This is a genomic window from Chromatiaceae bacterium (genome assembly GCA_016714645.1).
GTDB lineage: Bacteria > Pseudomonadota > Gammaproteobacteria > Chromatiales > Chromatiaceae > M0108.
This window is the reverse complement of sequence record JADKCI010000005.1, coordinates 594540-608395: the sequence shown is the minus strand read 5'-3', so window position 1 is coordinate 608395 and position 13856 is coordinate 594540. Positions and strand designations below refer to the sequence as shown.

Annotated in this window: 12 protein-coding genes and 1 pseudogene; 6 read left to right on the top strand and 7 right to left on the bottom strand. The window is 64.9% G+C overall.

The annotated features are described in order from the left end of the window. Positions 1 to 198: 198 nt before the first annotated feature. Together IPN92_19355 and IPN92_19350 are read left to right on the top strand one after the other, a co-directional pair. Positions 199 to 1317, top strand: a complete 1119-nt coding sequence (locus tag IPN92_19355) for a PAS domain-containing protein (protein ID MBK8640332.1) — start codon at positions 199 to 201, stop codon at positions 1315 to 1317. After that, entirely contained in the window at positions 1314 to 1943 is a 630-nt protein-coding gene (locus IPN92_19350) for a response regulator transcription factor (protein MBK8640331.1), read from the top strand. The genes IPN92_19355 and IPN92_19350 overlap by 4 nt, the downstream gene beginning before the upstream one ends. A 20-nt stretch (positions 1944 to 1963) precedes the next feature. Here IPN92_19350 and IPN92_19345 read toward each other — a convergent pair whose 3' ends face one another. The 5 genes and pseudogenes from IPN92_19345 to IPN92_19325 all read right to left on the bottom strand — a co-directional run bounded on the left by IPN92_19345 (position 1964) and on the right by IPN92_19325 (position 5905). Next, positions 1964 to 2176 (bottom strand): dodecin domain-containing protein, encoded by a 213-nt coding sequence (locus tag IPN92_19345; protein MBK8640330.1) that lies wholly within the window; start codon positions 2174 to 2176, stop codon positions 1964 to 1966. A 224-nt stretch (positions 2177 to 2400) separates the two neighbouring features. Then, a pseudogene (locus IPN92_19340) lies at positions 2401 to 2898 on the bottom strand (glutaminase). A 379-nt stretch (positions 2899 to 3277) separates the two neighbouring features. Then, complete coding sequence (locus tag IPN92_19335) at positions 3278 to 3610, bottom strand: hypothetical protein (protein MBK8640329.1); 333 nt, start codon at positions 3608 to 3610, stop codon at positions 3278 to 3280. Between the two features lie 306 nt (positions 3611 to 3916). Continuing rightward, the gene (locus IPN92_19330) at positions 3917 to 4357 is read right to left on the bottom strand and encodes a DNA polymerase III subunit chi (GenBank protein MBK8640328.1); all 441 of its coding nucleotides are present in this window, start codon (positions 4355 to 4357) and stop codon (positions 3917 to 3919) included. Between the two features lie 60 nt (positions 4358 to 4417). Next, on the bottom strand, positions 4418 to 5905 hold the full coding sequence (locus IPN92_19325; GenBank protein MBK8640327.1) for a leucyl aminopeptidase: 1488 nt from the start codon (positions 5903 to 5905) through the stop codon (positions 4418 to 4420). Between the two features lie 169 nt (positions 5906 to 6074). Between IPN92_19325 and lptG the strand changes: the two genes are divergently transcribed. Beyond that, positions 6075 to 7136, top strand: coding sequence for an LPS export ABC transporter permease LptG (lptG, locus tag IPN92_19320; protein MBK8640326.1), 1062 nt, complete (start codon positions 6075 to 6077; stop codon positions 7134 to 7136). Between the two features lie 32 nt (positions 7137 to 7168). On the opposite strand, the gene IPN92_19315 is transcribed toward lptG, so the two are convergent. Next, positions 7169 to 7618 (bottom strand): RDD family protein, encoded by a 450-nt coding sequence (locus tag IPN92_19315; GenBank protein ID MBK8640325.1) that lies wholly within the window; start codon positions 7616 to 7618, stop codon positions 7169 to 7171. A gap of 244 nt (positions 7619 to 7862) precedes the next feature. Here IPN92_19315 and IPN92_19310 point away from each other — a divergent pair, with 244 nt between their 5' ends. Then, a complete protein-coding gene (locus IPN92_19310) occupies positions 7863 to 10379 on the top strand; it encodes a PAS domain S-box protein (protein ID MBK8640324.1) in 2517 nt (838 codons plus the stop codon). 43 nt (positions 10380 to 10422) lie between these two features. On the opposite strand, the gene IPN92_19305 is transcribed toward IPN92_19310, so the two are convergent. Continuing rightward, the gene (locus tag IPN92_19305) at positions 10423 to 11718 is read right to left on the bottom strand and encodes a DUF3422 domain-containing protein (GenBank protein ID MBK8640323.1); all 1296 of its coding nucleotides are present in this window, start codon (positions 11716 to 11718) and stop codon (positions 10423 to 10425) included. 184 nt (positions 11719 to 11902) lie between these two features. Here IPN92_19305 and IPN92_19300 point away from each other — a divergent pair, with 184 nt between their 5' ends. Both IPN92_19300 and IPN92_19295 read left to right on the top strand, forming a co-directional pair. Beyond that, positions 11903 to 12535: a response regulator transcription factor gene (locus IPN92_19300; protein MBK8640322.1), complete on the top strand. Its 633-nt coding sequence runs from the start codon at positions 11903 to 11905 to the stop codon at positions 12533 to 12535. Between the two features lie 3 nt (positions 12536 to 12538). Then, positions 12539 to 13855 (top strand): MFS transporter, encoded by a 1317-nt coding sequence (locus tag IPN92_19295; GenBank protein ID MBK8640321.1) that lies wholly within the window; start codon positions 12539 to 12541, stop codon positions 13853 to 13855. Position 13856 lies beyond the last annotated feature (1 nt).

The following is a 13856-nucleotide window of genomic DNA, read 5'->3' as shown; positions in this document are numbered from 1 at the left end:
CAATTCGCGACCGGCGGTTGTCAAGGACTGGGAGCGAGACAGGGGCTCGCGTCCAGCCCTGCGGTTTGCGTGCTGGTGCATCATTGGTTAGATTATGACGCATATCTGACCGCGCGGGTCCCACCCGTCATCGCCACGGATCAAGATATCCGATCGCCACCGCACGTTACCCCGCCAGGGCTGGGGAGGTCCTCGACCATGGATCAGCAGGCCATCCTTGACGCGCTGCCCGCCCAAGTCGTGGTACTCAACCGCACGGGGCATATCGTCGCCGTGAACGAGGCTTGGCGCCGGTTTGCAAAGGAAAATGGGGGCAACCCCGCGCTAAGTGATGGCCTGGGACTCAACTACGTCGCCGCCTGTCGGGGCCTGCAGGGGAAGGACGCCGCGGAAGCGGGGGCGATCGCCGATGGCTTGGTCGCGCTGCTCTCCGGGCACTTACCGGACTTCGTGCGCGAGTACCCTTGTCATGCTCCAGACTTCCAACGCTGGTTCGCGCTGAGAGCCGCTCCGCTCCATGACGCCGCGGGCGGGGCCGTGGTCGTGCATCTCGACATCACCGAGCGGAAGCTCGCCGAGCAGGCCCTGCAGCAGGCCCGAAGTCAGGCGGCCCAGGCAGCACGATTCAACGCGGTGGGTATCCTCGCCAGCGCTTTGATCCACGAACTCAGTCAACCCTTGAGCGCGGCGGGCTTCTATAGTGGTACGGCCGTCTCACTGCTGGGGCAGGCAGAGCCAGACCCGGAGCAGCTTTCCCGGGTTATTCATGGCGTCGAGGAGCAGATCCAGCGCGCGGCGACCATCTTGCAGCGCCTCCGTGAGTTCCTGCGGCGGCGGGAAATGCGGATGCGGCCCGTTGCGATCGACGAAGTAGTTGCCCGTGCCATGGAACTCGCCCAGGGGTTTGCCGCCGACCGGGCGGTGCGGATTAGCTACCTTCTTCCCGCCCCGGGCGCGGTCGTCGTGGCGGATGCCGTTCAGATCGCGCAGGTTCTGTTGAATCTTGTCGCCAATGGCATCCAGGCCATCGACACGGCCGAGCCCGCTCGACGTGAAATCGACATCAGGGTCGATCCGCGCCCCCGGGAGATCGAGGTTAGCGTGGTTGATACGGGGCCGGGCTTGTCAACCGCGTTGCAAACACAGCTATTCGACATCCTTGCCATGGCCAACGGCTCGGGCCTGGGCATGGGGCTTGCCATCAGCCGTGATATTATTGAGGCCCACGGCGGTAAATTGTGGGTTGACCCGGACGTGATCGAGGGGGCAAGCATCCACTTCACGTTACCCCTAACCCAAACCCGAGAATCTGAGTGAACGACGATCAAACCGTTTTCCTGGTGGATGACGACGAAGCCTTACGCGAGTCTCTGGGGCTGTTGCTGGCGCAAGCGGGTCTGCGGGTTAGAGCCTTTAACTCTGCTCTAGCCTTCCTGGAGGCCTTTGCCGCGGAGGACCCCGGTTGTCTGGTGCTTGACTTACGTATGCCGGAAATGACCGGGCTCGAGCTGCAAAAGGCGCTCCGCCGGAAAGGCTTAAGCCTGCCCATCATCTTTCTTTCCGGGTACGGCGACGTCCCCACGTCCGTGCGTGCCATCAAGGGTGGAGCGATTGATTTCCTCGAAAAGCCGGTGGCGAATGAAATCCTCATCGCTCATGTGCGCAACGCTCTTTTTGAAGATCGCCGGCGTCGCGCTAAGCAAGCCGAAACGCACCTGATCCATGGGAATTTCGATCAACTCAGCCCCCGGGAGCGCGAGATCCTGGTGCTCGCTACGAAGGGACTGACCAGCAAGGAGACCGCTCGGTACCTGGGGATCAGCTTTCGCACTGTCGAGAATCACCGCGCCCACGTCATCGAGAAAATGCAGGCAAAGAACATCGCCGAGCTCTGCCGCATGGCCGCGGTTTGCCTTGCTACTGACCAAAACCCGACGCCCTAACTGCCCATAGGGGACTATCGTCAGTCGCTTTCGAGCCGGAAGCCGATCTTCAGGGTGACCTGGAAGTGGGCAATCTTGCTGTCCTGTAAATGGCCCGTGGTCTTTACGACCTCGAACCAGTCGATGTGTCGGATGGTTTTGCCAGCCGTGGTGATGGCGTTGCGAATGGCGTCATCGGTGCCATTGCTGGATGTGCCGACGACCTCCACCAGCTTATAAACTCGGTCAGACATAGCTTTCTCCTGAATGTTGGGATATTGGAACCGCCCAGCTTGTTGGTCGGTGGCATCACCGGGCCCGCTTACAGCAACGCCAACAGCGTGGCCAGTGGCACTCCGGCCAGCGGGGTTGAACGCTGGCCAGGGGCAACTCACCGAAGTACATCCCCGGGGACAGGGTGGAGAGCCGCCGCGCCGGCTGTCCGGGGGCCGGCAGCAGTCGGTCGGCGGCCTGATGCGCGCGCCTCGGAGGCGTAAACCTTCTCGTCGATCGTCATGGCGGGGCCGGTATAGCGCGCGAACATCTCCAGGATGCGCTGCTCCCGCTGCTCCGGGCTGTCTCCGGCGATCATGCACGTGGTGGCGATGGCACCCGCGTTGATCATGGGGTTCAGGGGGCGCCCGGTGCCAGGCTCCAGGCTGATCGAATTGAAGGCCTCGCCCGAGGGTTCGATCCCCACCTTGGCCAGGACCCGCTCGACCCCGAGATCGGCGAGCGCCAGCCCATAGACGAAGGACTTGGAGACGGATTGTATGGCGAAGGTCTGGCGGCTGTCGCCGACCTGATAGACATGACCATCCACCGTCACGATGGCTATGCCGAACCACCTGGGATCGGCACTGGTCAGTTCGGGGATATAGGATGCGAGGTCGCCCTCGCTCAGGTCCGCGACGCGTCGGTGCAGCGCCTCCAGGTATTTTTGGATGGGGGAGTCGACGAGGGCCTTGACCACCATGCTTAGGGACGCCTAAGGGAAGCAAGAGGTCAAATAATCTAGCAAAGCGTGGGCCAGATCGGTACTTGGGCAGGTCCGCGGGTGTATCAAGCACCGGGGTGTCCGGTACGCGCGACTTACCACATCCCTCCGGCCATCAGACGGATTGGGATGCACCATAATGATGCGCAGGGCAAAGGGTGCCGTCGATTTCAGGGCGCCCGGGGTAGTCCGGATGGGGTGGTAACAAAATCCGCAGCGGGCCTGGCTGGAATCGTTGGCGTCTAATCCCCAACGACGCCAACCAGTCCTGCGCTAAACGCAGGCGTTGAAACCGGCCAGATCCAGGGCTCGGGAATGCGCACACCCTGGTCCCGCTGGCTGCCTGATTTGAAAGTAGTTATTTCTTGATGATGGGGTCATTCATCCCGGCGTCAAAAAATTCCTTGTTGGCCTTTTCGAAGGCAACACAGGAAGGACCGCCTTTGTCAGCATTTTGGCGTGTGCATTTACGGGTGCCTTTTGCCAAATCGGCGCAGGGACCACCCGCGGCAAAAACCGCGGCGCATTCCTTGGCCATCTGTTGTTTCAAGGTGGCCTCATCCCCGGCGGCCATGGCAACGGAGGAGATCAGAAGCAAGGCGCAAAAAATGGAACTTTTCATATCGTTTCTCATGATTGCTGGAATGTGAAGTGCCGCTTGCGCGGTATGCCCGATGCAAAAGTGAGTCATTTTGCATCAATCCTTCATAAAACCAGGGCAGGAAATCATACCGTGGCTTTTAATTGGGAATTCTGGAGAAGTTCGACAGGCCTGTGATTTTTGTTATTGGCCACGTCTTTGAACTTCCCGAAGGTAGTGTCGTTCGCCCGCACCGACCTAGACCCATCATAAGACGCGGATATGACGAATTTATTACTGAAAGGTAACAGTTGTTAGGCTCTCTCTTGGCATCCAGTCCCGATAGCTTCAGGCTGAGCCGCCGGTTTTAAGGGCAATGGGGTCCAGGCTTCGAACGAACTCGGAGGTTGCTTACCCTCAGAGCCGGATCTTGTGATGGTGTAAGTCGTAACCCCGGTCGCGGTAGAAGCGGAAGCGCTCGCGGCCAGCCTCGCGGCTGGCGGCGTTGGGGTCCAGGGGTTCGCAGAGACGCTCAAAGCTAGCGAAGCCAGGCGGGATGCTGGGGTCCAGGTTGATCAACACCTGGTCATGGCCGGCCAGGGGCTCGTCGCCGATGAGGATGGGTGTCAACTCCGGGTCGGTCTGGCCGATGCGGCCATGGGGTAGGAAGCTCTGATCGTCATAGGTCCAGAGCAGGCGGTCGAGGTGCTCGGCCTGGCCGGGGTCCGTGACCCGGATATGGATGCGGATGGGTTCCTCCTGGCCGCTATGGTAAATGCGTTCGGCCAGGCGGCAGGTGAGCAGGAAGCGATCGCCGCGGCTGCCGTCTTCCAGGGAGTAGAAATCGATGCGGGTCAAAGTCTGGCGCTCCGGCGTTACAGGGGCCCCGGCCGGGTGACTCCGGCCGGGGCGTGGGGTTTATAGCTCGCCACTGCGCTGGAGCAAAAACTGGACGAGCAGGGACACGGGCCGCCCCGTACCGCCCTTCTCCTTGCCACTGAGCCAGGCGGTGCCGGCGATGTCCAGGTGGGCCCAGGGGTACTTTTTGGTGTAGCGGGATAGGAAGCAGGCGGCGGTAATGGCGCCGCCCTCGCGGCCACCAATGTTGGCCATATCGGCGAAGTTGCTGTCGAGGAGGGATTGATAGTCTTCCCAGAGGGGCATCCGCCAGGCGCGGTCCCAGACCTTCTCGCCGGCGGCCAGGATCTCCCCGGCCAGTCCCTCGTCCGCCGTGAAGAGGCCGGAGGCGACGTGGCCCAAGGCGACGACGCAGGCGCCGGTGAGGGTGGCGATGTCGATGACGGCGGCGGGCTGGAAGCGTTCACAATAGGTGAGGGCGTCGCAGAGGATGAGGCGGCCCTCGGCGTCGGTGTTGAGGATCTCGATGGTCTGGCCGGAGAGGCTGGTGACGATATCGCCGGGTTTGTTGGCGTCGCCATCCGGCAGGTTCTCGGAGGCCGGGACCATACCTATGAGGTTCAGCGGCAGCTTTAACTCCAGGGCCGCGCGCATCGTGCCCAGGACACTGGCCCCGCCACCCATGTCGTACTTCATCTGGTCCATGTCCGCCCCCGGCTTGAGGCTGATGCCGCCGGCGTCGAAGGTGAGACCCTTGCCCACCAGGACCAGAGGCTTGGCGCCCTTCTTGCCGCCCCGGTAGTTCATGACGATCAGTTTGGCCGGCTGGCGGCTGCCCCGGGAGACCGAAAGCAGGGCGCCCATGCCCAGTTTGGCCATGTCCGCCTCTTCCAGGATGGTGACTTTAAGGGCGGGGCAGTCCTTGGCCATGGCCTCGGCCTGATCCGCCAGGTAGGTCGGGGTGCAGATGTTGCCGGGCAGGTTCCCCAGCTCCTTGGCCAGGGCGACGCCCCGGGCCATGGCCTGGCCATGGCGCAGGGCCTGCTTGGCCAGGCTCGTCTCTGCCGGGTCCGCGATCCAGAGCTGGAGCCGCTGGAGGGGGCTGGGCGGCTTCTTCTCGCTCTTGGTGCGCTCGTAGCGGTACTCCTTATCGAGGACCGTGGTCACGGTATCTCGCATGGCGAGGTAGAGGTCGAGGTCCGGGGGGGCGGGCAGGGCACAGAGGGCCTCGGGGGCGCTGGTCTCCTTGAGGCGGGCCAGGGCGGCGGCCATGACCTTGCCGAAGGTCTTGCGGTCGTATTTCTCCCGGGGACCCAGACCAACCAGGAGAACCCGCTCGGCGGCCAGGGCGGGCACCTCATGCAGCAGCAGGGCCCGGCCGGCCTCGCCGTCCAGGTCCCCCTTGTCGATGATACGACTCAGATGGCCCTGACTGGCCGTGTCAATGAGCCGGGTGGGCGCCGCCAACTGGCGCTGTTCGAAGACGCCGAGAATGAGACAGGGGCTGGTACGCCCCGCCAGATCGCCACTCTTGATGCTGAATTCCATGGAAAATCTCTGTTGGTGGAGGGATAGGGCTGGCGGGTGACTTGGGTGCGCCCCAAGTCCGGCCCGGTGTTAAGATGCCAATTCGACCATCCTACTAAAATCAGCGTCCCGCTAGAACCGCCTGGCTTGATCAAGCAGGCGCGGACCGGGACCGACGACGGAAACGAGCGTGAAGATCCTGGATCGATACCTGGGCCGGGCCGTGATCGGCGGTACCCTGCTGACGATGGCGGTGCTGCTCCCCCTGATCGCCTTTTTTCTCCTCGCCGACGAGGTGAACGATCTGGGGGAGGTCTATGGCTTCGCCGATGCCCTTGCCGTGGCGGGTCTGAGCCTGCCGCGCTACGCCTACCACCTGTTTCCCATCGCCACCCTCATCGGGGCCCTGGTGGGCTTGGGGGCGCTGGCCAGCCATTCGGAGTTGGTGGCCATGCGGGCCACCGGCATGTCCATTGCCCGCATCCTCTTCGCCGCGCTCAAGGCCGGCCTGATGCTCGCCCTGCTGGCACTGGCCCTGGGCGAGTTCGTGGCCCCCCCGGCGGAGCAGGCCGCGGTGCAATGGCGCAGTGATGTCAAGTCCGGCCAGGTCACCCTGCGGACGCCTCGGGGGCTGTGGGCGCGGGATGGTGATGCCTACATCAGCATCGGGGAGATTTTGCCAGGCTCCCGCTTGAGTAATATCTCCATCTACGAGACCGATGAGAATCGGCACCTGGTCCTCGCCACCCATGCCGAAGTTGCCCACTATGCGGATGGCGAATGGGTGCTGGAGGGCATCTCTCGCAGCCGCATCTCCGACGAGGGCGTCGAGGCCCAGCCCCTCGCCAGCACGGCCTGGTCCTCGTTGCTCAATCCCTCGCTGCTGCGGCTGGTGGTGGTGGAGCCCCAGGCGCTCCCGGTCTGGGATCTGGCGCGCTATGTCCGCTACATGACCGCCAATGGCCAAGACTCAGGGAAATACGAGACCGAGATGTGGACCAAAATTACCCATCCCTTCCTGATCCTGACCATGATCCTGCTGTCCATCCCCATCCTCTTCGGTTCTGCCCGTAGCACCGGCCTTGGGGTGCGGCTCTTCCTGGGTATCATGCTGGGCATGGCCTACTATCTGGTCAGTCGCGGCTTTTATTTCCTGGCGATCCATTTTGGCCTGGCGGCCTGGTTGGCGGCTATCCTGCCTTTAATACTCTTTGGTCTCGCGGGGCTGGGGGTGCTGCGCCGGGTGAGCTAACCCGCAGGTCTGGCGCGCCGGGATTAATCCCATCACCTCTTGCGCAGCAGCATGACCGGGCGGCTATGGGAGAGGTGGTCATGGGGGGCCAAACCTCGCGGGTCGAAGGGAACCCAGAGGAGGCCGAGGGGCGCGGGGAGGAGGCTGGACCAGAGCAGGCGCCGTCCGGCATCGCCGAGGGACAGGGGCTGGCCGTCGTCCCGTAGCAGGCGAAAGCGCCAGGCGCGCATGCCCAGGGTCTGGCCGCCGTGAACCCAGAAATAGGCAAAGAAGCCACAGCCGATGGCGATGAGGTAGAGCTGGAACAAGAGCCGGAGCCAGCCATCCAGCCAAACCTCGGTCCCACTCAGGGCTGAGGCGGGAATGATCACCAGGGTGGCGGCGAGCAAGAGCATTCCGAACAGGAGGATGAGGTCGTAAAGCAGGGCGGCGAGACGCCGGGCGAGGCCCGGCACGCAGGCCTGGGCGATGTCGATGGCCATGAGTTGGCGACGGGGCTCCGGTTGGTCAGGGGCGGGAATGCCCTACGTGGCGCCATTGTCCCAGTATTGGGGGAAGCCGTCATTGATCGTCGGTCATCCCCGGCCAGAGGTGGGTGCCAGGGTATTGTCCTGCGCCCTGGGTGCGTTCCCCCGCGTGGCGTGATTTTGTATCCTGACCAGGGCCAGAACCGTGATTCGCATCGATCTGAAACCTACCCTCTTTCGGCTCCTGCGCGGCGTGCCCATGCCGGTCCTCTCCATTCTGGTGGGGCTGGTGGCGGGCCTCCTCGTCTGGAGCGTGCTGGAGCAGATCCAGAGCGAGCAGATTGGGCGGATCTTCGGCCAGGAACTCGAGTCTCGCCTGGACCTGCGGTCGCGGGAGAGCCTGATGCGCTTTGATCAGTATCTCGCCCAATACGCGGCGACCACGCGACTGGTAGCCAAACATCGCCAACTGGCGGAGTACCTGGAGCCTCGAGTCTGGACCCGGGGCGAGGATTTCCTCCCACGCCGTTACTCGGGCGGTCGCCCCCCCTGGCTGCCAGACTTTCTGGAGCGCGATGGCCTGGTGCCCCCCAGCCATGTGCTGCTGGTCGATGGCGAGGGTGCCTTGCGGGAGATCTTTGCCGCCGCCGCCGTGGGTTTGCCCGCCGAGATCGCGGCGGGGGTGGAAGCCCACCTGCGCCATGATCGGGAGGTCCGTTCCGTGTTTGCCGTCTTCGAGGACCGGGTCTTCCTGTTGGTGAGCGACGCCGTCGAGGATCGCCAGGGCTTCGTCATGGGCAGCCTAGTGGTCCTGGTCCCGGTCGATCAGGCCTTTCTCGTCGCCTCCCAGCGGGGCCTGCTCGCCTCTGATAGCGCCATCGCCCTGGTGGATGCGGATGATCAGCGGGTCCTGGTCAGCCTGGACCCGGATTGGCTGACCCCGGGCAGCCCCCTGTCCCAGTGGCGAGACGCCTACCTCATCACCTCGCAATCCCTCTTCGGCTACGAGGGGTCGGACTTGAACCTGCTGTTCACCACCCTCGTCTCCCATGACAGCGTGGACAGGATGTCCCGCCATGTGCGCATTTTCGAACGACGCCAGCGCGGCATCGCTGCCCTCGTCTTCATCGGGGCCTTTACCCTGGTCATCTACCTGGTGTCGGCGCGACTCAACAAGGTCCTGCGGCGCCTGTCCGGTTTCGCCCGCCAGGCCCTGGAGATCGCCGATCCGGGTTTCAGCCGTGGCGCCAACCAATTGATCCTGCTGGAGGACTGGGTTCAGCAATTCACGCTCCTGGTGCTGCGCGCGCGGGAGGAGACCAGCCGGCGCCATGAAATCGCCATGCGCGAGAGCGAGGCCCTCAAGGCGGCGGTCATGGAGGCCTCCCTGGATTCTATTGTCACCCTGGACCGTCATGGGCGGGTGCGGGAACTCAATCCCACCGCCGAGCGCACCTTTGGCTATGGCCGCGAGCGGGTCCTGGGCGAGAGTTTCAGCCGCCTCCTGCTAGCGGGGTCGGCGCGGTCCAATTTCTATGCCCTCCTGCGGGAAGGGCGTCGCGCCCAACTTGAGGGCCGCGAGCCCCAGACCCGCAGTGAGTTGCTGGCGCGGCGGGCGGACGGCACCCGGGTGCCCATGGAGGTCTCCGTCGTCCCCATCCAGTTAGAGGATGAGTTGTTCCACACCCTCTACCTGCACGACATCACCAAGCGCAAGGAGCGGGACCAGGAGATTCGCAGCCTGGCGGGCTTTGCCAGCGAGAGCCCCCATCCCATGCTGCGCGTCAGCCCCGCCGGCCACCTGCTCTACACTAATCGCGCCAGCGAGCCCCTGCTCGGGATGTGGGGCGTCGCCGGGGAGGGGCCCCTGCCGGCGAACTGGCTGGCCCTGGCCCGCGAGGCCCTGGCCGAGGGCCACCAGCAGGAGGGGGAATTTGAATGCGACGGCCTGGTCTATGCCAGCCTCTTCGTCCCGGTCAGCGAACTGGCATACGTCAACATCTATGCCCGCGATATCACCGCCGTGCGGCGGGCCGAGCAGGAATTGCGCCGGCACCAGGCGGAATTGGTCCATGTCTGTCGCCTCAGCACCATGGGCGAGGTGGCGACGGGCATGGCCCACGAACTCAATCAGCCCCTGGCGGCCATCGTCAACTATGCCAGCGGCTGTGGACGTCGCCTGCGCCAGGGGACCGGCGATCCGGAGGAACTGGCCCAGGCTATGGACCGCATCGGCAGCCAGGCCCAACGGGCGGGGGAGATCATTCGCCGCCTCCGGGGCCTGGTGGGCAAGCAGGCCCCGGTGCGCGTCCAGGTGGATCTCAAGCACATGGTGGCGGAGGTCAGCGCCTTTGCCGAGTTCGAGATCGCCAAGCTGGGGCTGACCATCGACTTCGATCTGGCGGTGGGCGAGATCCCGGTCCGGGTCGACCTGGTGCAGATCGAGCAGGTGCTCCTCAATCTGGTGCGCAATGCCCTGGACGCCCTGGAGGAGGTCCCGCCGCACCGCCGGCGGCTCACCATCCGCGGCCGCCGGGAGGGCCACTGGGGGGTGGCCACGGTCGAGGATACGGGACCCGGCATCCCTCCTGAGGACATGGCCAGGCTCTTCGATCCTTTCTTTACCACCAAGATTAACGGCATGGGCATGGGCCTGCCGATCAGCCAGACCATTCTGGACAATCATGGTGGCGAGCTCCGGGTCGATTCCGAACCCGGTGTTGGGACCCGCTTCCAGGTTTTGTTGCCCTTGGCAAGCGAGGAGGACCCTGTCTAGGTGACGGGCCCGATGCGGCCGGGTCCGGGTTGTCGGGGGTGGGTCAAGCCGAGCCGGTCAGGCGCTTCTTGACCCGTCTCAGGCCAAGCCAGGCGAAGCCGACGACGAGGGGGACGGCGATGCCCATGGCGAGGGTGGCGTTGATGGGCAGACCCCCTCCCTCGAGGCCCTTGAGGGCGTAGCCGATCAGCCCGACGCCGTAATAGCCGATGGCGATGACGGACAGGCCCTCGACGGTCTCCTGGAGGCGCAGTTGCAGGTGGGCGCGGCGATCCATGGACTCCAGTAGTTGACGGTTTTGCTCCTGGAGGGACACCTCCACGCGGGCGCGCAAGAGGCTGGTGAGGCGGGCGGCGCGCTCGGCCAGGTCGGTCTGGCGATGCTGGGTGGATTCGCAGGTGGCGATCGCCGGGGCCAGGCGGGCATCGAGAAACTCGGTGAAGGTCTGCAAGCCCTCGATGCGTTGCTGGCGCAGTTGCTCCAGCCGCTGTTGAACCATGGCGTAATAGGCGCGGGAGGCGTCGAAGCGGTAGGTGGTGCGTGCGGAGATGGCCTCAATCTCGGCGGCGAGGCTGGTCAAATCCGCCAGCAGATCGCTTTCAAAGCTGGGGTCCGCCAAGGTGCTCCGGCTGGCCATGCGGGAGGCTAGCAAGGCGAGCCGACGATCGGCTACGCCCAGGGTGGGGGTGACCTCCCGGGCCAGCGGAAACCCCAGCAGGGCCATGGCCCGATAGCAGTTGATATCGAGAATCCGCTTGGTGAGTCGCCCAGCCTGGCCCTCGGACAGGCTACAGTCGCGCACCAGGATGCGCATGAAGCCATCGGCGTGGATGCGCATGTCGGACCAGGCGCGTGAGGCCCCGCCCACCACCCCGGAGCCGATGATGGGGTTGCCCTCGAAGAGCGCGGCCAGTTCCTGGGCGTCGCGCTCGGGGGTATCGCAGGCATCGATGGCTAGGGTGACCGCGGCGATGACCTCGCCGGGGAGGTCCCGTAGCCACTCCTCGGGCAGTTCATTGAGCAGGGGCTCGGCGAAGGGATGGGCGAAGGCGCCCGGCTGGCTGAAGGTGTAGGTGACAAACTCGGTGTGACGCTCCCAGCGCACCCGCAGGGTCCCCAGGTCCGCCGAGTAGTGCTGATGGACCCGCTCCGGGATCGGTCGTCCATAGAGGGCTAGCAGGCGCTTGAGGTGGGCGATGTTGCGGCCGGTCCCAGGCTCGCCGCACACCACGGCGAGATGGGAGATGCGTTCCGGGGCGCGGAGGGGGTCAAAGGTACGGGCGTGCAGCTCGGCCGCGACGGCGTGGCGGAGCGGGTGCTCTCTGAAGACAAGGGACATGCTGGGGTTGATCCTATTTGGGTGGCGCGCGTGGCCGGGATAGGGGCGGGGTCCAGGTAACCCGCCTATTTTAGTGCCAAGCCTTGCCGGGACGCTCCCTGGCTTGAGGTTCCAGAGGAACCGCCGGGGGATATGGGCTAGACTTCGCGTCGGTTAGGTCATCCTCCCTATTGCGAGAAAGCCGATGAATAGCGAACCCACCGTCTTCGTGGTCGATGACGACGAGGCCATGCGCCATTCCCTGGAATGGCTGATCGCCTCCGCTGGCCTGCGCACCCAGTCTTTCGGCTCCGCCGAGGAATTTCTGCGCTCCTATTATCCCGGACAGGCCGGGTGCCTCCTGCTGGATGTGCGGATGCCGGGCATGAGTGGTCTGGAGCTGCAGGCCTATCTGGCGCGGGAGGAGATCCGCATCCCGGTGGTCATCATCACCGGTCACGGGGATGTGGCCATGGCCGTCAGGGCCATGCGCGCCGGGGCCCTGGACTTCATCGAAAAGCCCTTCAACGACGAGGCCCTGATCGCCAGCCTGCGCGGGGCCCTGGATGCCGACCAGCGGCGCCGTGTGGATCGGCTGCAAAGGGCCGAGATCGCCCGGCGGCTGGCGGAACTCACTCCCCGGGAACATGAGGTGATGGTGATGGTCACCGAGGGTCGCTCCAACCGCGAGATCGCCGCTGGCCTGGGCGTCAGCACCAAGACGGTGGAGGCACACCGGGCGCGGGTGATGGACAAGATGCGCGCCCAGTCCCTGGCGGAATTGGTGCGCATGTGCCTGGTCGCTGGCATCCTGGCCAACGATGCCCCGGCGACCTGAGCCATGACGTCAAGACAGAGTAAGGACAGGGGAGGGGGCACGGCTGGGGTCGGTGAGAGCGGGGTCCTGGCCCGGCATAACCGGCGCGCGGTCCTGTCCTGGGCCTGCTACGACTGGGCCAACTCGGCCTTCGCCACCGTCGTCATGGCCGGCTTCTTCCCGATCTTCTTCAAGCAGTTCTGGGCCGCGGACCTGGTGGTGACCGACAGCACCTTCTGGCTTGGCATGACGAATACCGCCGCAAGTGCCCTCACCGTGGTCTGCGCTCCCCTCCTGGGGGCACTGGCCGACCAACTCGGGGCCAGGAAGGGCTTCCTGCTGATCTTTACCGCCTTGGGGGTCTTGGGCGCCGGCGCCCTCTATTTCGTCGGCCAGGGTCATTGGGGCCTGGCCCTCGCCCTGTATCTCTGTGGCCTGGTGGGTTTTTCCGGCAGCAACATCTTTTACGACGCCCTGCTGGTGGCGGTGGCCGCCCCGGCCGATTACAACCGGGTCTCGTCCCTGGGCTATGCCCTGGGCTACTTGGGCGGGGGCCTGCTGTTCGCCCTCAATGTCCTCATGACCCTGTTTCCGGCTAGCTTTGGCCTGGCCGGGGCGCCAGAGGCGGTGCAGGCAGCCTTTCTGGGCGTGGCCCTTTGGTGGTCCCTCTTCGCCCTGCCGGTGGCCCTCTGGGTGCCAGAGCCCCCTGGCCAGGGCGACCAGCCCCTGGGGCGGGCGGCGCGGGAGGCCTTCCGGGAACTGGGCCGCACCCTGGCCGAGATCCGCCAGCGGCGGGAGACCTTCCTGTTTCTGCTGGCCTATTGGTTTTACATCGACGGGGTGGACACCATCGTCCATATGGCGGTGGATTTTGGCCTGGCCATCGGCCTGGCGGCGGATGGTCTTATGATCGCCCTGCTCATCACCCAGTTCGTCGGCTTTCCGGCGGCCCTGGCCTTTGGCTGGCTGGGGGGGCGCTGGGGGGCCAAGCCCGGCATCCTGCTGGCCATTGGCGTCTATGCCCTGGTGGTGGTCCTGGCATCGGGTATGACGCGGGTGGAGGAGTTCTATCTGATGGCGGCCGTGATCGGCCTGGTCCAGGGCGGCATCCAGGCCCTCAGCCGCGCCCTCTTCGCCGGTTTTGTGCCCCCCGGTCGCTCGGCGGAATTCTTCGGCCTTTACAACATGCTGGGCAAGTTCGCCGCCGTCCTGGGTCCGGGCTTGGTGGGCGTGACGGCCCTGGTGACGGGTGATCCTCGCCTGTCCCTGCTGCCGATCCTGGTCCTCTTCCTGATCGGGGCCGGCTTGCTGTGGCGGGTGAGGGTGCCAGAGGCAGGTTAAA